At 52.9% G+C, this 22,061-nt stretch carries 18 protein-coding genes; 4 read left to right on the top strand and 14 right to left on the bottom strand.

From position 1 onward, the window contains the following. The first annotated feature begins 242 nt into the window (after positions 1 to 242). Positions 243 to 1,310: a DNA polymerase IV gene (dinB, locus tag B5G10_RS01895; RefSeq protein ID WP_087423074.1), complete on the top strand. Its 1,068-nt coding sequence runs from the start codon at positions 243 to 245 to the stop codon at positions 1,308 to 1,310. A 17-nt stretch (positions 1,311 to 1,327) separates the two neighbouring features. On the opposite strand, the gene B5G10_RS12525 is transcribed toward dinB, so the two are convergent. From B5G10_RS12525 to B5G10_RS01935, 8 genes are all read right to left on the bottom strand, one after another. Next, positions 1,328 to 1,585: a T9SS type A sorting domain-containing protein gene (locus B5G10_RS12525; protein WP_143241027.1), complete on the bottom strand. Its 258-nt coding sequence runs from the start codon at positions 1,583 to 1,585 to the stop codon at positions 1,328 to 1,330. 701 nt (positions 1,586 to 2,286) lie between these two features. Continuing rightward, a complete protein-coding gene (locus tag B5G10_RS01905) occupies positions 2,287 to 2,586 on the bottom strand; it encodes a hypothetical protein (protein WP_087423076.1) in 300 nt (99 codons plus the stop codon). Between the two features lie 57 nt (positions 2,587 to 2,643). Continuing rightward, positions 2,644 to 3,741, bottom strand: coding sequence for a hypothetical protein (locus B5G10_RS01910; RefSeq protein WP_087423077.1), 1,098 nt, complete (start codon positions 3,739 to 3,741; stop codon positions 2,644 to 2,646). Between the two features lie 53 nt (positions 3,742 to 3,794). Then, a complete protein-coding gene (locus B5G10_RS01915; protein ID WP_087423078.1) occupies positions 3,795 to 5,615 on the bottom strand; it encodes a hypothetical protein in 1,821 nt (606 codons plus the stop codon). Positions 5,616 to 5,815: 200 nt separating this feature from the next. Continuing rightward, entirely contained in the window at positions 5,816 to 6,625 is an 810-nt protein-coding gene (locus B5G10_RS01920) for a hypothetical protein (protein ID WP_143241028.1), read from the bottom strand. Between the two features lie 157 nt (positions 6,626 to 6,782). Further along, complete coding sequence (locus B5G10_RS01925) at positions 6,783 to 8,315, bottom strand: MBOAT family protein (protein WP_087423080.1); 1,533 nt, start codon at positions 8,313 to 8,315, stop codon at positions 6,783 to 6,785. Continuing rightward, entirely contained in the window at positions 8,290 to 9,558 is a 1,269-nt protein-coding gene (locus B5G10_RS01930; RefSeq protein WP_087423081.1) for a GDSL-type esterase/lipase family protein, read from the bottom strand. Before B5G10_RS01930 ends, B5G10_RS01925 begins: the two co-directional genes overlap by 26 nt. Next, a complete protein-coding gene (locus B5G10_RS01935) occupies positions 9,555 to 11,039 on the bottom strand; it encodes a hypothetical protein (protein ID WP_143241029.1) in 1,485 nt (494 codons plus the stop codon). The genes B5G10_RS01930 and B5G10_RS01935 overlap by 4 nt, the downstream gene beginning before the upstream one ends. A gap of 460 nt (positions 11,040 to 11,499) precedes the next feature. Between B5G10_RS01935 and cls the strand changes: the two genes are divergently transcribed. Next, positions 11,500 to 12,942 carry a cardiolipin synthase gene (cls, locus tag B5G10_RS01940; protein ID WP_087423083.1) on the top strand — a complete coding sequence of 481 codons (1,443 nt, stop codon included), beginning with the start codon at positions 11,500 to 11,502 and terminating at the stop codon, positions 12,940 to 12,942. Here the strand turns inward: cls and B5G10_RS01945 are convergent. Beyond that, positions 12,937 to 14,361, bottom strand: coding sequence for an AAA family ATPase (locus B5G10_RS01945; protein WP_087423084.1), 1,425 nt, complete (start codon positions 14,359 to 14,361; stop codon positions 12,937 to 12,939). The two genes, cls and B5G10_RS01945, sit on opposite strands and share 6 nt — an antisense overlap. 127 nt (positions 14,362 to 14,488) lie before the next feature. On the opposite strand from B5G10_RS01945, the gene B5G10_RS01950 reads away from it, so the two are divergent. Continuing rightward, positions 14,489 to 15,304, top strand: coding sequence for a DUF3822 family protein (locus B5G10_RS01950; protein WP_087423085.1), 816 nt, complete (start codon positions 14,489 to 14,491; stop codon positions 15,302 to 15,304). An 18-nt stretch (positions 15,305 to 15,322) separates the two neighbouring features. On the opposite strand, the gene B5G10_RS01955 is transcribed toward B5G10_RS01950, so the two are convergent. After that, the gene (locus B5G10_RS01955) at positions 15,323 to 16,405 is read right to left on the bottom strand and encodes a helix-turn-helix transcriptional regulator (protein WP_087423086.1); all 1,083 of its coding nucleotides are present in this window, start codon (positions 16,403 to 16,405) and stop codon (positions 15,323 to 15,325) included. A 331-nt stretch (positions 16,406 to 16,736) separates the two neighbouring features. Between B5G10_RS01955 and B5G10_RS01960 the strand changes: the two genes are divergently transcribed. Beyond that, positions 16,737 to 17,306, top strand: a complete 570-nt coding sequence (locus tag B5G10_RS01960; RefSeq protein ID WP_087423087.1) for an RsmD family RNA methyltransferase — start codon at positions 16,737 to 16,739, stop codon at positions 17,304 to 17,306. A gap of 107 nt (positions 17,307 to 17,413) precedes the next feature. Here B5G10_RS01960 and B5G10_RS01965 read toward each other — a convergent pair whose 3' ends face one another. From B5G10_RS01965 to B5G10_RS01980, 4 genes are all read right to left on the bottom strand, one after another. Continuing rightward, positions 17,414 to 18,376 (bottom strand): metallophosphoesterase, encoded by a 963-nt coding sequence (locus tag B5G10_RS01965; protein WP_087423088.1) that lies wholly within the window; start codon positions 18,374 to 18,376, stop codon positions 17,414 to 17,416. A 32-nt stretch (positions 18,377 to 18,408) separates the two neighbouring features. Beyond that, the gene (locus tag B5G10_RS01970) at positions 18,409 to 21,222 is read right to left on the bottom strand and encodes a TonB-dependent receptor (RefSeq protein ID WP_087423089.1); all 2,814 of its coding nucleotides are present in this window, start codon (positions 21,220 to 21,222) and stop codon (positions 18,409 to 18,411) included. 254 nt (positions 21,223 to 21,476) lie between these two features. Continuing rightward, positions 21,477 to 21,824 carry a winged helix DNA-binding protein gene (locus tag B5G10_RS01975; protein ID WP_087423090.1) on the bottom strand — a complete coding sequence of 116 codons (348 nt, stop codon included), beginning with the start codon at positions 21,822 to 21,824 and terminating at the stop codon, positions 21,477 to 21,479. Positions 21,825 to 21,828: 4 nt separating this feature from the next. Further along, positions 21,829 to 22,014 (bottom strand): 4Fe-4S binding protein, encoded by a 186-nt coding sequence (locus B5G10_RS01980; RefSeq protein ID WP_087423091.1) that lies wholly within the window; start codon positions 22,012 to 22,014, stop codon positions 21,829 to 21,831. Between the last annotated feature and the right edge of the window lie 47 nt (positions 22,015 to 22,061).

Below are 22,061 nucleotides of genomic sequence, written 5' to 3' on the forward strand. Positions count from 1 at the left end.
ATAGCATGAAACTTAGCGATGAGCGATTCTATGATATCTCTCGAATTTCCGGCCATTATCTCACCAAATTCTATACAAATATAGATATTTCCCGACAAAAGCGCCAAAAACCGGTGGAATATTTCTCATTTTCTCGAATTTATTACAATTTTTAAGTTTATTTAGCTCAATATTTCCCGTAGCTTCTCCGGTATAGAATTCCCTCAAATTCATTATCTTTACCTGAGAAATGAGTCGAGACGATGGCACAGCGAAAAATCATACATATCGATATGGATGCCTTCTATGCCTCGGTCGAGCAGCGTGACAACCCAGCCTATCGGGGCAAACCCATTGCCGTGGGACACAGCGGTCCGCGGGGTGTGGTGGCCACGGCCAGCTACGAGGCGCGGCCCTATGGGGTACACTCGGCGCTCTCGTCGGCCCAGGCCCGGCGGCTTTGCCCCGGGCTCATCTTTGTGGAGCCGCGGCACGAGGTATATAAGGCGGTATCGATGCAGATACGCCAGATCTTTGCCGACTATACCGACCTGATCGAGCCCCTGTCGCTCGACGAGGCTTTTCTCGACGTGTCGCACGAGCGGTCGGCTACACTGGTGGCGCGAGAAATCAAACGCCGCATTCTGGCCGAGACGCAACTCACGGCATCGGCCGGAGTGTCGGTCAACAAGATGCTGGCCAAGATTGCCTCGGACTACCGCAAACCCAACGGGCTCTTTACCATCGCTCCGGCTCAAATCGAGGCGTTCGTGGCCTCCCTGCCCGTCGAGAGGTTCTTCGGCATCGGCGAAGTGACGGCCCAGAAGATGCACGCGCTGGGCATCCTCACCGGGGCCGATCTGCGGCAGTGGGACCGCGCCTCGCTCATGCGCCAGTTTGGCAAGGTGGGCCTTCTCTACTACGGCTACGCCCGCGGCATCGACGACCGCGAGGTGGTGCCCAACCGCATACGCAAATCGATCAGCGCCGAGACCACTTTCTTTGAGGATACCGACGACCGCACCCGGCTGGCTACCGACCTGGCCGAAGTGTGCGACGAGGTGTGGGGCCGGCTCCAACGCCACCGATTCAAGGGGAAAACGGTGGTGCTGAAACTCAAATTCGATAACTTCAAACAGATTACCCGCTCAAAAACTCAACCCTCCCCTATCGACTCTCTCACAACACTCTACCGCGTGGCGCAGGAGCTACTCGCGGCCTGCGACTTCGGAGGTCACAAAATCAGACTTATCGGCGTGGGGGTAGGCAACTCTCCCGAGGCCGCCCTCGACGGAATCCAACTGCGGCTCCCCTTCGACGACCTACTTTGAGCGCTATCCCGCCACAATTACCAACCCAACTTCTGCACCGTGCGCTTGCCGCGGTTGTCGGTGAGGGCCACCACATAGACTCCCGAGGCGAGGGCTGTGGTGGGGACAGTCACCTCGCCCGGTTCACCGTCGAGGTATTCGCACCACACCAGTCGGCCGGTGGTGTCGATGAGTTCGGCCAGGCGGTAGCCGCTGCCCGGCAAGGTCACTACCAGGGCATCGGGCGTGCGGGCAATGTGCAGGGGTTCGGCTTTGTTATCAGAAATACTACCCATCTTACATTCCTCGTCTGTGCCATATACTTCCTCCCCATTTTCTGTTACAAAGGTTAGATTCCTGCGGTCACAGTCGAGGCAAGTTGATATCAGGCAAAACGGACAGAACAAGAAATTATTTTCCAGTACACCCAGCCCTTCTGTCCAAAGCGGATAAGTCGGATTCCCTATATAAAATTGTTTTCGATAAGTATTTCCTACTTTCACGGTATCGATGTGAGTCACTTTTTGATACTCATAGTAAGACGGGACCCAAATAGAATCTCCTACATCGAGGGAAAAATCATAGAGTACAACCTCTGTTTCAGCATCTTCTATATATATATCATCGCTGTGTTTGCGATCTTTTTTAGAATAGACAATCTTATTTTCTTCCCGCATAAAATCTATCAATGTACCTTTGTCGGGAGTAAGGTCACACCCTTTGTACATATATAGCTTTTTATACGTTTTTCCATCGAGCAACGTATCTCCTTCGAATTGCAGGCGAATAATCCCATTGTCTTCGGGGTGAACGGGATTATATTGGTAATATCCCCATTCCACACCTTCCCGTACCAAAGGCACATATTCATACTCCTGCGCCCGACTGGCGATGCAGCCGAGACATATCAGCGCAAAACTCCAAAGTAGTGATTGTGTTTTCATATTCGATACTGTTTTAGGTTATTCTCTGGTTTGGTTTTGTGCGTATTGTTTTGCTACAACCCTACCTTCTGCACCGTGCGCTTGCCGCGGTTGTCGGTGAGGGCCACCACATAGACTCCCGAGGCGATGCCGGTGGTGGGGATAGAGACCTCGCCCGGTTCACCGTCGAGGTATTCGCACCACACCAGTCGGCCGGTGGTGTCGATGAGTTCGGCCAGGCAATAGCCGTCGCCCGGCAAGGTCACAACCAGGGCATCGGGCGTGCGGGCGATGCGCAGGGCATCGGCTTCTGTCGTACCAACCGACGATATACAAGGCTCAATAATGTCGAACCGGTTGTAGATATTGTCCAAATAATCAAACTCGTCATCGATACGTTGGTAATAAAGTTTGTCGCCACACTGTGTGCCTCAATCGGGGTCAAAGGGGTGTAAAGGCAGACGGTCGGTAGTGCCTAAACCCTCTATCCAAGGGCTATACCCTTCCAGAAATATCACCTTGCGCACCTGCCCAACCCAATAGGTAACATAGTCATGGGTAACCGGGATTTTCAACTCTTTCCCCGTAGGGTTCAACGGCGAATCGGCCTCGACGGTAAAGATATCACCTTTCTCCAGGGAGAAATCATACAACAACCACTCTCTCGTCCCATCCAGCAGATAGACCTTCTGGTTCTCTTCCCGCACAAGTGCCACCTCTGTTCCCGAGGAGAAATTGCAGTTACGCGACTCGACAAGCTGCTTATACGTCTTTCCATCGACCACCTTCTCGCCTGTAATGAAATAGTGATAAAACTGATCCAAGTCATAACCCCGTACATCACCCGGGTCGTAATGGTAGTAACCGAAACAGCACTCTTTTACATAGGGAGTATATTCATACTCCATCTCGCAAGGATCTTTTCGGTCGTTGACATACTCATACTCGCCGGTCTCTATATTTTTGACATACTCGAGGGTCTTATAGGTATAACCTATTTCTGTGGGAATAGTAAACAGCAGATGGAATAGACCCTGTCTGGGTCCGATGCTGCCTATACCTTCGATATATATTCCTTGATATGAATCCTGTAGTTCTATTCGGCGGCGTTTCCCGCCATTGACCAGAATGGTATCTATTTGAGCTATGATACATTCATTCTCATCGTACGTGTTTTCCCACGACAGATAAACCCGATCGCCCGCCTTCTCGGCCCGGAAATCGTAGATTATCTCTTCCACCATCTCCTCCTTTTCGTCGCCGGGGCGCAGACAATAGACCACCCGGTCTTCTTCGCGAGCCAGTCCATAGAGCCGCATATTGTCTTCGAACGGGCAAGAGTCGCTTTGGTAACACTTCTTATAGGTTTTTCCTTCGACAATCGTGTCGCCTATAAACCGATATTTGTCGCCGTCGAACCACTCTACATTTTCCCGTACGAAGGGGACGTATTCATACTCCTGTGCCTGACTGGCGATGCAGCCGAGACAAATTGCCGTGAACGTACATAGTAGTAAATGTGTTTTCATATTCGATACTGTTTTAGGTTATTCTCTGGTTTGGTTTTATGCGTATTGTTTTGCTACAACCCTACTTTCTGCACCGTGCGCTTGCCGCGATTGTCGGTGAGGGCTACCACATAGACGCCCGGGGCGAGGGCGGTAGTGGGGACAGAGACCTCGCCCGGTTCACCGTCGAGGTATTCGCACCATACCAGTCGGCCGGTGGTGTCGATGAGTTCGGCCAGGCGGTAGCCGTCGCCCGGCAAGGTTACGACCAGAGCATCGGGTGTGCGGGCGATGCGCAGGGTAGCTGTGCGAGTTTCGCCCACGGCCAGTATACAGTTGCCGTCGTCCAGGGGACTCCCGTTGTGGTTATCCTGTAAATAGATATATTCTCCGTTTTCCCGCAGGTAATAGAGGTGTTGGGTATTGTAATAGCACGGTGTATATGGATGAGGGCAGCCTCCATTATCATCGAAAGTCCATAGGGTTCCCTGATTCATATCGCCGATGCCCTCCATCCAATAGCCGAAATAATAGCCTTGACCATTTTTGAAATAGATGCACTTCCGCTCTTTCCCGGCAAACTCGACGGTTTTTACATCGTATACCGATATCTCCGTAAATAAGGAATTGTGCATCTTGCTCAGGATAATACCGTCGCCTTTGGTCAGGTTGAAATCATAGCCCATCACATCTTCCTTATCCCGGAAATATACTTTTCGATTCTCTTCCCTGATTTGTCCGACCGGAGGGATTCTCTCCCAGTCGGGACATTCACCCGTGAGAGAAATGTTCTTGTATGCTTTGCCGTTGATGGTTGTATCGCCTGCTATGCAATAGTGGATATAATTACCACTTAATTCACCGGATTCATAAACTTCATAATATCCATATTGCGCTTCTCGGACAAACGGCTCGTACGACCGGCCAAACTCGCACTCGTCGCGTAGTGTGTTGACTATTCCTTTGTATTCATAGTCGCCGGTCTCCATATTCTTTATGTATCCGAGCCGGTTGTGTGGGTCGTCGATTTCTTCCGACGAAGCCTCGAAGGGAAAGAAGAATCCCCGGCAGGGTTCGAGGCTTCCGAATCCTTCGATATAACTGCCCGACGGCAGTTTGATGCGTCGCCGCAGTTGGTTGTTATTCACGGCTATGGTGTCGATGTGTATCACCGGCTCGCCTTTGGGATTGAGCCGGGTAGGCACCCGGTCGCCGGGCTTCTCGACGCTGAAATCATAGAGCACCGTCTCCTGTTCATCGCCGGGGCGCAGGCAATAGACCACGCGATCTGCCTCGCGGGCCAGGCCATAGAGCGTCTGACCCTCTTCGAAGGGACAGCTCTTGCTCACATAGCATTTCTTGTACGACTCTCCGCCCACTACCGTATCGCCCTCGAAACGATAGCATTCGTCATAACCCCATTTTATCCCTTCGCGCACGAAAGGCACATACTCATAGGTCCCCAGTCTGGACCACTCGGGTTGGTAGATAAGCCGGTCCTCTATATTTTCGACGGTCTCCACCCGATCGAGATATTTTGTTCCCGCTTCGGTGTCGGAATTGCAAAAGGGATAATAGAGATTATTCCGTTTGCCGGTATAGCCTATACCCTCGATGCAGACACCGTCAACATCCTTCAGTTTGATTCGTCTCCTGTATGTATTGTCGATGAGTATCGTGTCGATCCACTCGACCTCCATGCCGAAATAAGGCGGGTCGTTGTGCCAGGCCCACATGGTATCGCCGGCCTGCTCTACATTGAAGTCGTAGATGGGAATTTCGGATTTCTGGGGAACCGTATCGAAGGGCCTTGCGCTGATATCAAGTTGATAGACGACTTTATTCTCTTCGCGCAGATATATCCTGGCCCCTACCAGACTCCAAAAATCAGGCATATAAGCATAGGCATAGAGTTTTCCATCAATATATCGGTTATCCGGTAAAAGGGTCGCTGTGTATTCATCATTAAATGTCCATCTAACATCCTCCCGCACAATAGGCACATATTCATACTCCTGTGCTTGCCCGGCGATGCAGCCGAGACATATCAGCGCGAAACTCCAAAGTAGTGATTGTGTTTTCATATCTGTAAGTCTTATTTAAATTCGACATTTGCTCCTGCTTTTGCTTCAAAGCCAGGCTGTATCTCTATTTCTTCTCCGGCTTCAATTTGCAGGGTACCGCCCCCTTCGACAAGTCCGCCGGATAGAATGGCTTTACCGGTGTTTTTGATAATCAATGCGGCTCCTTCCTTTATGATGAGTCCGTCGCCAATCCATACATCGCCGTTCGATTCGAAAGTAAGAGTGCCCGATTCTATAACAACATTTCCTTCGGTGCGGTTCGTATCTACCGCTTTACCGATATGAATGTCGTTCACCTGGAAATATTGCGAAGTGTCTAACGTGTCGTTTTGCAGATACAACGGTGCCACATAAGGTATGGCATTGTTTTTATATACCGTTACGACGCTGTTGGGTGAGGCATTGGCAAATGTGATATTTGTACTTGTATCCTCTTTTACCTCGGGCTGTTGATTGACCCCCGACGTAATAGCGACCTTGCTGCCTGCTATCCCTGCACCGGATACTGTAATCGAGTGGTCGGTTCGAATTACCGATATATCGCTGTAAACCGATGGAATATCGGTCCACATGGAGAACTCGGGACAGCCAATCAGATGGTGAGTTAATTTACACCGACGGTTACTGAATGTCGCTTTTGACAAAGCTTCTGCCACTCCTATTTGACAAGAAGTTGATTTTATCTGTTCTACAAATTGTTCTTCCAATGAAGCAGAGGTGCCTACCAAGCCATTCCGCGTATTTCCCAAAAAGGCAGGACCGCCATACAATCCGGCTACGGTAAAAGAGTTCCCTATTGTATGGAATGTTGTAATTTCCATAAATATCAAATGGATTTTCTCAAAGATAGTAAAAATTTTTGTAAATTTTATAATTATACAAGAAAAAAAATACATATGTCTTGCCGAGATACCTAAATATCTCCGTTAGAAGTCAAAGAATATCTCAACTCTATTCTTAATAACGGAGTTGCACAATTTAGAACTGGGAGTAGATGAAGGGCACCAGTTCGCTCGAACGTACCTGCAACACGAAGAAGAGCACCAGGGCCAGGATAGCGGCCTTGACCACCAGCGGCGACCACGAGAGTTCACGTTGCAGCCACTGCGACCAGCGGTGCGGGGCGAAGTGCAGCAGGTATCCGGCCACGAGGGCAACGAAGATAACGGCATATCCCGATACGAAAGCGGGAATGGCTTCGGGTCGGAAGTTGGTGAATATCTGGGTCAATATCTGCCCGGCAATATCGAGCGAGGGGGCGCGGAAGAAAATCCACCCGGCGGCTACGACATGGAAGGTGAGCAGTACGTTGAGGAGGTGGCGGAAGATGCCGGCCCGATAATCCTTGGCCACGGGGAAGATGCGGCGGTAGAGTTTGTGCACGATGAGCATGAGTCCGTGCCAGGCCCCCCAGATGACAAAGAGCCACGAGGCACCGTGCCACAGACCGCCCAGCACCATGGTGATGAAGAGGTTGAGATAGGTGCGCACGGTTCCCCGCCGGTTGCCGCCCAGCGAAATGTAGAGGTAGTCGCGCAGCCAGCTCGACAGGGAGATGTGCCACCGCCGCCAGAACTCGGTGATGGAGCCCGACTTGTAGGGCGAGTCGAAGTTGATTTTGAACCGGTAGCCCATGAGCAGGGCAATACCGATGGCCATATCGGAGTAGCCGGAGAAGTCGCAATAGATTTGCAGCGTATAGCCATAGACACCCATCAGGTTCTCGAAGCCGGTATAGAGCATGGGGTTGTCGAAGATGCGATCGACGAAATTGACGCTGATGTAGTCGGAGATGACCACCTTCTTGATCAACCCGCACATAATCAGGAAGAGCCCTTCGCCCAACAGAGCGGGAGTGATGTCGAGCGGCCGGTGTATCTGCGGCACGAAGTCCTTGGCCCGCACCACGGGGCCGGCAGCCAACGGCGGGAAGAACGAGAGGTAAAACAGATAGTCGCGGAAACTGGTGACCGGGGCCATCTGCCGGCGATAGAGGTCGATGATGTAGCTCAGCGAACGGAACGTAAAGAACGAGATACCGATGGGCAGCACGATGTCGAGCGGTTCGAACGGCTGGTGTGTCAGGTCGGCAAAGGTTCCCAGCAGCAGATTGGTGTATTTGAAGTAGCAGAGCATCCCCAGGTTCACCAGCATACTGGCCAGCACACAGAGCTGCCGTAGCCCCTTTCGCGAGAGGCGGCCCAAAAGCCGTCCCAACGAATAGTCCGAGAGGGCCACCGCTACCAGCAACAGGAAACAGAGCCCGCTCGACTTGTAGTAGAAGTAGAGCGAAAAGAGGATGACAAACCCGATGCGCAGGGCTTCGCGATGCGCCAGCAGGCGGTATATCCACATAAACCCAATGAAGAGAAAGAGGAACAGACCGGTATTGAACATGAGGGGATTCTGCCCGTCATAGACAAACAGCGACGCCACTTTAGACCAGTCGATACTCTCCACGAAGGCAGCCACGTCGGCCGCCCGATTACTGAGCCACTCCATTATCCACATAATCTTGATAAGCTTTCATAAGTGTGCGATACAACATTTCGCCCTGTATGCGATAGCCGGTCTCGGTGCAGTGCGTGCGGTCGCGAGCCATGAGTCCGGCCTTTTGCCACTGGGCCGACGAACCCTTGCCTCCCGCCACCTCGTACCAGTCCCAGCAGGCCAGATGATGGTCGGCGGCATAGGCTGCGATAGTCTCGCGCACGAGGGTTACCCGCGAATTGGGCGAATAGTAAACCCGACGGCGACGTTTCACCCGGCGGACACGCCGGCGGGCACACTCGGCCGGCGTGGTGAGCAGGATAGCAGCCTGCGGGCAGTTCTTTTGCAACGAAGCAACCACGGCGTCGATCTGCCGATAGAGTTCGTCGCGGGTCAACGAAGTCGAGAACGACTCGTTCGTGCCGAGCGAAACCACAATGAGCCGCGGCGAAAGGGCAGCCACTTGCTCGGCAAAATGGGGTATGGCAGCATAGCTGCTGTAAAAAGCGCCGTTGTTGCCGATGGTATGGTAGAGGATTCCGCTCTCGCCCGTCTCGAGACTCGCCCCATAAATGGCCAACCGCTCTTCGCCGGGAGCAATCTGTCCGGTAAAGTGGATGCTGCACACCGGGTCGTCCCACGAATAGCAGGTGAGGAAGGGGCTGCGCGTCTCACCCGAGACCCGATAGGGCTCGGAGATGATGGCCGGGAACGAATCGGTGGGCTCGTGAAAGAGGCGTACCTTGCGGAACCCGGCACAATCGTCGGTCTTGCTCAGGGTCGAGAAGGTCAGGTCGATATGGTTGCTGCGAGGCACAATGGCTATTCCCCCGATGCCCGGGGTATAGGCACTGTACTTGCTCCCCACACAGCGGGAAAAGTTCCACACCCCGTCGGTCACCACCGAGTAGTCGTGCGGTTCGTTGGTCTTGGCCAGTTTCAGCGGCACCACCAATCCGCGGCCCGCATCGCCAAAGCGTCGTTGCAGAGGCAGCCGCACCGCCTCGGTGAGGTATCCGGCCTGCACGTGCGAGTCGCCTATATGCACGATAGAGACAATGCGGGGTATCGAGTCGGTGACACTTTGCAACGAATCCATCGCGGCAAAGATCGGAGACCAGTCGGCGCCATTCAAGGCAATGATATTCTTCTCCTTGTTCAAAAAGGCCGGTACCGACACCGTGTCGCCCAGCCACTGCGCCCGCAGCGGAGCTACCGCACAAACGGCCAGCAAAAGGGATCCTATGATACGACGTATTCTCATCGGCCGTGCTTGTTTATGCTATACTCCAGCGATTTGACAAACTCGCCCGCCAACCGCCGGCCCCCCTTGTGGTTGATGTGGGTATAATCCTTGTTGGCCTGTTTCTTCGACACATAGTCGATCATGCCATTCTGCCCGCCCATGGCGGCAAAGGTATCCCAAAAGACGATACCCGCATTCTTGGCCGCCAACCGCTGGGCCCGCGAGAGAGCCAGCACCGCCGGCATGGTGACAAACGAACCGTTCATCTTGCGACTGCGGTCGCCCACCCCCATCAAGATAATATCGGCCTGCGGATAACAACTCTTCAAATGGTTAATCACGGCTACCATCTTGCGGGCATACGACTCGTAGTGCAGAATCTCGGGCGACATCACATTCAATCCATATTGCAACACGATGGCATCGTAGGGAACGGCCTTATTCATCTGTGCACTGCGCTCGCTCGAAATCGATACCAGCGAAAGGCCCGAATAGCCTCGGGTCGAGATATTGTCGATGGCTATACCCTGTGTATCGTCGAGCCATACGCCTATGGCGGTGAAACCGGCAATGGCTCCTGTCCTTACCTGGAAACGGCTGGTCTTGCCGGGCACCTCGATCGACTGGATTTCGGGCGAACCCGTCACGGCAAAAGACTGCCACTCGCCATCGCCTATCTTCAGCGAGATAGAACAATCGTTACGGGCTATGAAAACAAAGCGGGAGACATTCCAGCTGTCGGCACGCTCGATGCGCGTGGTACCCCGATACTGGGCACTGGCCCCCTCGAGCGGCACAAAATATTGCTGATGCAAGGTCATGAGGCTCCAATCGACCGCCCGGGGCTTGAGCACACTGTGAACCTCCCAGCCGTTGCCCGACTGCACGACCGACCGACGGAATCCCGGGAAATCGGAGTGCATCGACACATACCCCACGCCACAACCGCCATACTGCTTCTGCAACTGGCTACGCACATCCTGCGTGAAGATATCGGCCTCGATAAACGAATCGCCCAGAAAAGCTATGCGGGCCGGACGGCCCTGTGACGAGCGTTGTGACAAGGCGTTCAAAAGATGAGACAATCCGGTGCCATTGGGCGAGAAGTCCTCAAACAGTACCACCTCGCCATCCTTGCGGGGTGGAGCACCAGCCATCGTCGTATCGAGGGTAGCCGGTACGACAGCTCTCGCCACCGGTGCCATCGGCGCCGCACTGTCGCTCCCCAGCGAGTCGGCCCGAGCCACCAACGAATCGGTGCTCAACGAATCGACCATCGCGAAAAGCGAGTCGCTTTCGGCATCGTGCCACACGGCATCGCCCGGCAACTCGAGCGCCGATTCATCTACTCGGATATCGGAAAAAAGGTCGATGGGTTTGGTCGTGAATCCACCCCACTCCACCACGGGCAATTTCGTCAGGAGAAATAAAAATACAACGGCTATCACCAACAGGGCAACTACATGCCCACCTTTATGTTTTGGGGAATCGTTTCCCACTTTCTTTTTCTTCACTTCGGTCCTTCAAATGAGATTGCAAAGATAGTGAAAGGCGAGCGCCGGGGCAAACGGAAAACAAAGTTTTCAAGTTTGACAGAGCCGAGCCGCATCCTATTTTTGCAGCATGCAAAGATAAGGAAAGGTGAGCGCAAAGGAAAAGGGGAACAAAGTTTTCAACTATTTTTTATCTCAAACTACTGCTATCTCCAACTAAAAAGTATCTCATCACCGACCATCCCCCCGCATCGTGGTGCGGGGGGGAAACCCCTTCACATCATACTCCCGTGCAATATCCAAAGGAGATACAAAGAGGAGTATGTAAAAAACGGACCTTCTTGGGCCTTTTTGCTTTCGCCATACCTGTATCGATCCAAAAGGGCACGAAACTTCCACAGAAACGGGGTATTCGCCCCGGCAGATTTGTTTTTTCCGGAATATTTTTCTACTTTAGCTTTTTGTAATGCCTACATTAGCACTGATACCCTTCTCCAACTGGGTTTATATCGTGGTCTATACGATATATGCCATCACCATACTGGGAACGATTGTGATTGTCATCACCGAGAATCGCAACCCGGTAAAGAGTTTGGCGTGGGTAATCGTGCTTACCTTCCTTCCCGTAGCAGGTCTGGTTTTTTATATCTTTTTCGGGCAGAACTTCAAGGCCAAACGCATGGTATCGCGACGCATCAAACGCAAGCTGCGCAAGCGCGACTACCACTCGATTGTCAATATCGACGAGTTGCCGCTGGGCGAAGAGAGCAAACAAGAGATCAAGTTGTGCCACAGCCTCTGCAGCATGCCCTACTACTCGGGCAACCGGGTGAAGATTTTCACTACGGGCCAGGCCAAGTTTGACCAATACCTGCAAGACCTCGAGAATGCCCGCGAATACATTCACATCCAGTACTACATCTTCGAAGATGACAAACTGGGGACCCGTGTAAAGAACGTGCTGCTGAAGTGCGCCCAACGCGGGGTACAGATACGGGTACTCTATGACGACGTAGGTTGCTGGTCGGTCAAGAAGCGGTTCTTCAAAGAGATGCAGGATGCCGGCATCGCCGTACGGCCCTTCCTCGAAATCACCTTCCCACAACTGGCCAGCCGCATCAACTACCGCAACCACCGCAAGATAACCATCATCGACGGCAATATTGGCTACATAGGCGGCATGAACATCGCCGACCGTTACATCGAGGGGCTCAAATGGGGCACATGGCGCGACACGCACCTGCGCATCGAGGGTCCGGCCGTGCAGGGATTGCAGCTACTCTTTGCCGTCGATTGGAGTTTCGAGTGCAAAGAGGTACTCTCGGCGCCCTACTTCTTCCCGATAATCGAGGATCAAGGCAACAGTGGCATACAGATTGCCCCGGGCGGTCCCATAGGCGAGTGGTCGAATATCGCCATGCTCTTGCTCAAAGCCATTACCAACGCCAAAAAGGTGGTATATATACAAACTCCCTACTTCCTGCCTACCGACAGCCTGTCGAAAGCGCTGCAAACGGCAGCCCTTGCCAAGGTCGATGTGCGAGTGATGATACCCGAACGATCCGACTCACAGATACTGCGATATGCTTCATTCTCCTACATTTCCGAGATGCTGCGCGCCGGCGTGAAGGTCTATTTCTACCAGCCGGGGCTGCTCCACGCCAAGACCATCATCATCGACGACGAACTCTCGTCGGTAGGCTCGACCAACTTCGACTTCCGCAGCTTCGAACACAACTTCGAGGCAAATGCCTTTATCTATGACCGCGAGGTAAACAGCGAGATGAAGCGCATCTTTATCGAGGACCAGCAGCATTGCCGGCGCATCATCCAACACTATTGGCGGCACCGCCCCCTGTGGCAAAAGGGGCTCGAATCGATCATGCGGCTGTTGAGCCCGATATTATAGCGCCGGCTCAAGAAACTGGTCGCTCACATTCACCAGCCATACTTTCTCGGTAGCTCGGGTAAAAGCGGTATATAACCAACGATAAAAGTCGAGCGAGAGAGCCGCCCCCTGCTGAATATACCCCATATCGATATAGACGTGTTTCCACTGGCCGCCCTGCGCCTTGTGACAGGTGACCCCATAGGCATATTTCACCTGCAGGGCATTGAACCACGGGTCGGCCTTGAGGCGCTTGAACTTCTCGCGCCGCGTCGTGATGTCGTAGTAGTCGGCCAGTACCTGTGTCAAAAGCTCCTCTTGCTGGTCGTGGGTGAGCGAAGGAGAGTCGCTCGAGAGAGTGTCGAGCAGAATCTTGGCATCCATCTCTACCTCGAGATCGGGGAAATAGAGCAGCACATCGGCAAAATGGAAGCCGTACATCTCGGTGCGGCGCGACACCCGCACCACCCGGGCCACATCGCCATTGGCAATGAAATCGACCTCCTTGTACTCCTTGCCCCAAAAGTAGTTGTTCTTGGCCACCAGCAGCAGGTCGCCGGCGGTGAGTTCCTCCTCACGGTAGAGAATCTGGTTGCGAATGCCCTGGTTGAAGATATTGGCCCGCTTGTTGGAACGGGTGATAACGATAGTCTCGTCGAGACCCACGCGGTCGTAGGAGTCGGATATGCGTTCGACCAGATACTCGCCGCTGAGCGCCTCGACATCGGGGTATCCCTTCACCGAGAGACGGGGCATGGGCAAGGGCGTCTGCTCCATCTCCTCCCTCAACCGAGTGGCATTGCTGAGGATTCCCGACTCGGCCGCCTGCCGGGCCACCTCGCGCAACTCATACTCCCACACGGCGAGACCGTAGCCCTTCAACACCGTGGCGTCGAGCGCCGGGCTGCGCTCCTGCCCCACCGGCGGCAGCTGGGCCATATCGCCCAACAGGATAAGCCGGCAATGTTCGCCCGAATAGACATACTCCACCAGGTCGTCGAGCAGCCGGCCGGTACCATACACGGCACCGTCGCCCGAAGCATTGGCAATCATCGAAGCCTCATCGACAATGAAAAGCGTATGCTTGGCCAGGTTCTCACCCACGAGAAAACCCTCCATATCGGGCGAATAGCTCTTCTGCCGATAGATGCGGCGATGTATCGTATAAGCGGGATGGCCAGCATAACGGGCAAAGACCTTGGCCGCCCGACCCGTAGGAGCCAGCAGCACTACCTTGCTCTGCAACTGCGTGAGGGCCTTGACCAGCGCCCCCACCAGCGAAGTCTTTCCGGTACCGGCATATCCCCGCAAGAGGAAGAGCGTGTCGTCGCGCTCGTCGAGTACGAAGGAGGCCAGCAGTTGCAACAACTCCCGCTGCTGACGGTTGGGATCGTAGGGCAGACAACGCTCTATCTGCCGCACAAGCAGGTCGGTAATCATGAATCAGAAACAATAAAGTGTATCACAAAAATAGTGTTTCCCGTTTTCTTTTCTTACATTTGTACAATTTAAATTGCGAAAAGCCTCACGCTCAAGCGTAGCCCATAGTCAGAAAAACGAAACGAAGATGATGGAACCGATACCGGCATTGAACCAATTGATGAAAGAGAGTCACAAGTACATCCTGTCGATGTATGCCACCGGTTCGCACCTGTATATCGTGCTGCAACACACCGAGAAACGCGACACGACCATCACGGCGTGGCTGCCTATCGAGCCCACCCAGGCATCGCTCGAGGAGGCGGTCTTTTCACAACCCATCTTGACACGAAACTTTGAAAAGGTATTTTTCATTGCCGACTCTCCCCGCTATACGTTCATTCCCAAAGACTTTGCCTCACCCGACGACAACCCGCTCTACTTTGGCTTCTGTTTCCCCGACAGCAACGGTTCGGTGGTATCGGCCGAGCTACCCCACACCGGGGTACAGCTGCTCTTCGACCTCGATACCGAGCGGCTCTCGTTCATACGACGCACCTTCGACCGCCCCGTGGTGCTGCATCGGTTGGCCCCGATGTGCGAATACTTCTACCGCAAAAGCAGGCTGGGCTACAATGCCAAACTCTATGCACACTGGGGCGAGACGTCGATCGATCTCTTCGGCTTCAACCAACAGGGATTCCTGCTGGCCAACAGCTTTGCCATGCACCATGTGAACGACGGGATATACTATATTTTGAACGCGTGGAAACAGTTGGGATTCAACACGACCGACGACGAGCTGTCGCTCTCGGGCGACCACCGGGAGTTGAGACAAAACATCATCCCGCTCATACGCCGGCATCTGGCCTTCATCACCCTCACCAAATTCCCCTCCTATGCCCCTGCGGGCGACGAGAGTCTGCCGCTGCCGCTGCGCCTCATCACCTCCTACACTCGATAAAACACCCCGAAAGGCAACCTATTCACCTACCGCCCGTTTGCGATACTGCGAGGGGGTGCAACCATACTTTTTGTGAAAAGAGCGACGAAAGGTCGAAACGGAATTGAACCCACTCATGAGAGCCATCTCTTCGATACTGCCCTCGAAATCTGGATTTTCGAGAATCGACTTGGCCCGCTCGAGCCTGAAGGAGTTGATATAATCATAAAACGTCACCCCCAACTCGTTGTTGAGGCAGTTGGAGAGGTAACTGCGGTTGGTACCCATCCCGACAGCCAAATCGGGCAAAGAGAGTTTGGGATTGAGATAGAGTTCCTTTTCTCGGATATAGGCCTCGAGCTTCTGACTCATGAGAGTCAAACCATTGCGCGATGGCTCCAATGACTCGACCACGGCTTCGGGTACAGGCTCGGGGTCGTCATCGCTGTCCATATCGTTTATCCACTCCTGCCGCAAACTGTAATAGAGCACTATCCCCCACAACAGGGTCGAGGTGACATAATAGACCAGGTCGCCCATGTGGCTGACATTGGTACAGGTATAGAGCCAAAGGAGCAGACAGACAGCCAGAATAATCATGCTGTTGATGAGCCACCGTACGTTTACCCGCTCGGTATAGGAGTAGTTCTCACGCATATATCGGTTGTAACGTCCCACCTTCGAGACGATAAACAGCACCACAATCAGGCAGAAGATAGCGGTGTAAACAACGCTCGCCGTATAGAAAATCGACCGACCCGTGAGGGCATAGACCAGCGTAAAGAGACATAGCGGCGCCTCGAACTGCACCACCCGCTTGAGACTGAAAAATCCGGGATAGAGAATCTCGAGCAGAAAGAGGGCACAAAACGGTACCGCCCACATATCAAACGACAACAGCAAGGTAGAGCAATAGACCGACTCGCTCACCGAATCGAGGTAGAGCAACAGGTCTTTAATATCCTGCACGGCCCACAGGCAAAACAGATAGCCCAACACAAGCAACGGGCGATTGGAACCCCGAAAGAATACCAAGTTGATGCCAAAATAGATAAAAAAGGCCGATGAAAGGCCATGTGCAAAATTAGACAGGCTCTCAATAAACAAGGTATTTAGAATCATTCCCCTTTCTTATTTTGATTAAAACTACTTGATGTGATAATTCTATATCTTACAAATATATAGAAAATAAATTGCAAAAGAGTTGGAGATTCATACAAATTTTAATTTTGGACTCTATCTTCGTTGCTTTCCCCCAAAAAAGAGGTAGTTTTACCCAACTTGAAAAACAAGTTTTCCCGTTTGTCTATGCACCCACCTTTCACTATCTTTGCATACTGCGAAAATAGGATGCGGTTCGGCATAGTAAAAGTTGGGAACTTCGTTCCCCCTTTTCCTCTGCGCTCACCTTTCACTATCTTTGCTCCAGGAAACCCTAAAGAGAGTAAACAGTATGCGCATCATCAGCGGTAAATATGGGCGTCGGCGGTTCGATGTCCCCACCAATATCAAGGCCCGGCCTACAACCGACTTTGCCCGGGAGAATATCTTCAACGTGCTGGAAAACCTCATCGACTTCGAGGGCATTGAGGCGCTCGACCTCTTTGCCGGGACGGGGGCCATCAGCTTCGAACTGCTCTCCCGCGAGTGTGCCCGGGTGGTGTGTGTCGAGATTTACCCTACGCAATACAACTTTATCCGCAAGGTGCAGCAGCAACTGGGCGATCACAACCTCACCCCCATCAAGGGCGATGTGTTCAAGTTTTTGCAAAGCTGCCGCCAACAGTTCGACCTGGTATTTGCCGACCCTCCCTACGACCTGCCCAGGCTGGAGACTCTCCCACATGAGGTGCTGTCGCGCGAGATTGTGAAACCGGGCGGCCTCTTTGTGCTTGAGCACTCAAAGAACAACGACTTCTCGTCGCACCCACTCTTCGACCAGCACCGCAGCTACGGCAGCGTGAACTTTTCGATTTTCCGCCGGCCCGAAACCGAGATACCCGACAATACCCCGTCGCTCTAACCACGACGGTCACCGATAATTCCACGACTCCTACACTCGGGAAAAAGCAGGGGCTCTACCCGATTCATACCCTCAGGTAAAGCCCCTCGAAAGAAAGAAAATAAGAATTATCTGGTGCGTGTAACAGTGTGCAACACATGTCCGTTCTTGTCGAGCATGTAGAGGGTCAAATCCTTATCCGAAGCCGACACGACCGAGAAACCCGTTTCGGGGCTGCAATACTGCGTGCCCTCGATGGGGCTCACCTTGCGGCTGAGCGAGGCCGACGAGTTGACCACATAGTCAACAGGGCTGCCGGGCATCTCGATATGCTGGAAGTTGTGAATGTGACCGGCGATATACATATCGACGTTGTATTTGCGCAACAGCGGGTCGAGCCGCTCCTGCAGGTTTTCGCGTTCGATTTCGTCTTTAGAAGTCTGGGCATAGACGGGATGATGACCAATCACCACCTTCCAGGTCTCGTGCGAGTTGTTCAGTACCGAGTCAATCCAGTGGAGTTGGGCTTGCATGTCTTGAGCGGCCACATCGCGGTATGACTCCTCCGACTCTTTATGATACTTGTCGATGAGCGGTGCCGTGTCGATGAACACAACCTTGAGCGACGAACTGTCGCCCACCTCGAAGGTCTTGTCGTAATAGCGGGCAGGCATGCACCAGCGGCGGCTCACCCCCGAATAATCGAGTACGGCTTGAGTATTGCCCCGATACTCATGGTTCCCCAGAACGGGATACCAGTCGAGCATCAGCTCGGGATGCGAATAAATCAGCTCGTAGTTGGTCATCCACAAGGGGTCGTTCACACTGGCCACCCCCTCGAAGTGGTGCACATCGCCGGCAGCAGCGACAAACTCGATGCCTATCTTGCCGGCCGTCTCGCCCATCTGCTCGGCAATAATCTTCTGGTCGTAATAGCCGTTGCGGCCCAAATCATTGGCCACGATAAAGTTGAAGTTGTCTTCGACTGCAGCAGGCAGTTCACTGGACGAGTCGGTTGTTGGTTTGCAGGAGGTAACGCTCGCGATTGCTCCCCACAACAACAGGAGAGAAAATAATTTCACAGTTTTCATCTTCTTGTCTATTTATTTATCATTCATTTGTCTTAAAATTCCCATTTGATACCCAAATCGAAAGTCGATTTGTAATACTCGAGCTGAGCCATATATTGCTTGGAACCCTGGTAATAACGCAGCGGTTGGTTGGTGAGGTTATTGGCCTCGGCAAAGATACGCAATCCATCGACTATGCGATACGAAGCATTGGCATCGAGGAAGAGCTGACTGTCGTAGTAGCGATCTTCAAAGGCACTGCTGGCCACCTCGTCGAGATAACCACCCGTGTAGTTCAAAGAAACACGTGCCGAGAAGCGATTGTTCTCCCAAGCCAGCGAAGCGTTGAACATGTGAGGTGCCGTACCGGGGAAGCTCACATCGGTGCGCTCCTCGCCATCTTCGTTGTAGATACCCTTGGTTATCGAGTGGGTATAGGTGTAGTTGAGCATGACACTGAAGTTGCGCATGAAACTCGACGGGAAGAAATCGAGTTTGCGCTGGAAAGCGAGTTCGACCCCGAACAGATGCACCTCGTCGCCGTTCAAGGGACGCAGGAACTGCCATTGCTCACCGGCCGGTATGGGATTGGGCAGGCCGGGGAAATCGGCGGCAAACTTGTCGGTCGTATAATTGGCATCGAGGTAATTATAGATAAAGTTGTCGAGATTCTTGTAGAAAAGCCCGGCCGAGACGATACCTACCGACTGGAAGTAATACTCACCAATGAGGTCGGCGTTGTAGGAGTAGGTCGCCTTCAAATCGGAATTACCGGCCGAGATTTCGCGATCCTCCGATTTCACATCGGCAAAAGGAATCAACGCGTAGTAGTTGGGACGGGCCAAAGCCGTCGAGAAAACCCCTCTGAGCACTAAGTTTTTAAGTGGAGTATAACAGATTGTCACATTGGGCAATACATTGGTATAGCTGTTTGTCACCTCGCGCAAATCGGCATTGGCATAATCTTCGTCGAGCACATAGTTGCCCTCGTAATCGACCCGGGTATGCTCGACACGTGCTCCCACGATAAAGGTGAGATCGGGGGTGATGTCCTGGTCCCAACGCAGATAACCGGCATAAATCTGCTCCTTGGCCTTGTAGTTGTTGACCAGATACTCCGAGGGATCGGCCTCTTTCTCAAAGAGTGAGGCGTTGTTGAGATCGACGTTACCCAACCAGGTTTTGGAGACAAAAGAGCCCGGTATATAGCGGTCGCCCTGAGTCAACTGCGTGTTGAAGGTGGCCTTGTCCATATCGAGCAGCGAAGGAAGTCCGTCGATGGGAGTATATTCAAAAAACTCGTTGTCGCGCTCCTTGCTTTTGATGCGGGCCTTCAACCCGAAGTGAAGACGCCCCTTTTGCGAAGGGATGACCGAGAGAGGTACACGGGCATTGACCTTGGCCGAATATTCATCCTCGTCGGTATAGTCGTGCTGTTCGGTGAGTTTGTCAAAGGCAAAGAGACTCAAGTCTTGCCCGGGAGCCGAGATAAAGGGCAGGCGCGGGTTGGCCAGATCTTGGGTGAGCGATACCCCCTCCTGGGCATATTCGATGTAGCGCTCGTGCGGACGATCTTCCTGCGCCTTGGCATAACTGAGGTTCCAGTCGAGGTCGAACCGGGGCGAGAGCAGGTGAGTACCCGTGAGCGAATAAGACTGTACCCGCTGGTCTTCCAGGCGGGCGTTCTTGTTACGACAGTTGTCGATACCGCCTTTGGTCTCACGCGAGATCGAACCCGTGTAACCGGTAATTGCCTGTGTGGCCTCATCATATACGGGCTCTACATCCTTGAACTGGGTGCGGAAGCGGTTCTCCCGGTCGTCGCGCCAGTTGTACATGAGGTCGGCAGCCAAGGTGTTGTTGGCATCGATTTTCCAGTCGGTGTTGAGCGATATGCTGCGGCGTATGCGCTGCACGTCGTATTTACGTATATCCATCTCTTCGAGGAAAACATTATGGGCATCGTCTTTGCCCCACACCCCCTCGATATTGTCCGATCCGTAGGTCTTGTTCATATACGAGGCACTGAGCACAACGCCTACGCGGTCGCCGGCAAAGCGGTTGGAGTAAACAAACGAACCCGAACCGGTGGCTCCATTGCGGATGGGGTTGAACCCTCCCAAAGCCGTGAGCGAAATACGTTGCCGCCCCGAAGCGGCACGCGTCACCAAATCGACCGAACCGCCTATGGCGTCGCCATCCATATCGGGGGTAAGTGTTTTATTGACCCGAATGGTCTGCACCATATCCGAGGGTATCAGGTCCATCTGTACCTTGCGGTTGTCGCCCTCGGCCGAAGGGATGCGGTTGCCGTTAAGAGTCACCGAGTTCAACTCAGAGGCCAAACCCCGCACGATGATGTTGCGAGCCTCGCCCTGGTCGTTCTGCATGGTGATACCCGGCACCCGTTTGAGGGCGTCGCCGATGTTCGAGTCGGGGAAACGCCCCACCTGGTCTGCCGAAATCACGTTGGTCACATTACGGTTGGTCTTCTGCTGGTTGAAGGCTTTGGCCTGTCCGCGAGCCTGATCGCCCATGACCACCACTTCGTTCAATACCTGCGAGTCTTCCAGCAACAGGAAGTCGATTACCGAGTTGGCCCCCTCTTTGACCGTCACATCTTGATAGGCCGTCACATATCCCAAATAGGTAACCTCTACCCGATAATCGCCATCGGGCACATTCAGAAACTCAAAATATCCATTCTTGTCTGAAACCGTATAACGGTTAAACTTGTCCAGTCGCAATACGGCACCCGGCAACGTGCGATGTTCAGTCCCCTCTTTTACTGTCCCCGAAATAAGTCCAGCCGCCTGAGCAACAGTAATCTGCACGAGAATAAAAATCAATGTGAATGTCCTTTTCATACTGTTTTTTCATTTATTAAATGCTGTGTCAAAATTATCGGAGTCATGCAACATTTGTGTTACAACCATTTTAAACCTGAGCAACATTCTTTAGAAATTACAGGCCGAATTCACTTATTATCAATCTTATAACTCTACCCACACATCTCCTGTGAGCTGGAAAACAAAATCCCCCGCATCGAGTTTTCTTGCTCGATGCGGGGGATTCAGCTATTTCTCAAGTGGGCAAACTCTTCTGCCCACCCGCATATCGGCTACAACAGTTTTTGCAGGAGCTCGGGTACCTGGATATCGCAACAGCGCAACTGCTCGAGACAACGCATGCCCTCGGGCGAAAGCGAAAAATACATCTGCCGCTTGTCGTCGTCGCCCAACGTGCGCTGAATGAGCCCCTTCTTCTCGGCAGCCCGAATCACCTTCGAGGCATTGGACTGGGTGAGGTTCAGCTGCTTGGCTATATCGCCCGACGAGAGGCGCTCCGTCTCGCGCAAGGCGCACAACAAAGAGCCCTCGTTGAGTCCCAAGCCGTAACGTTTTTCAAACCGGGCTTCAAACTCGGTGATGGCCCGATACACATCACGTATTCTACAAAACGATTCCATACTCCTACTCTGCTTCATATACCGCTTGTTTGAAACACGAACGCACACACTTGCCGCAACCTATACACTTGTCGGCATCGATTTGAGGCAACCCGAATCCTACCTGACTGATTGCCTGCCGGGGGCAAAGGGCAATGAGCGGACAGCGGTGATTCTGCGGACAACGGTCTTTATCTACTACTAAAGGCATACTCTTTTTCTCCTCCTTTCTTTATTCAAGGACCTCACAATCCTGTA

The sequence above is a fragment of the Barnesiella sp. An55 genome (assembly GCF_002161555.1).
Taxonomy (GTDB): Bacteria; Bacteroidota; Bacteroidia; order Bacteroidales; family Barnesiellaceae; genus Barnesiella; species Barnesiella merdipullorum.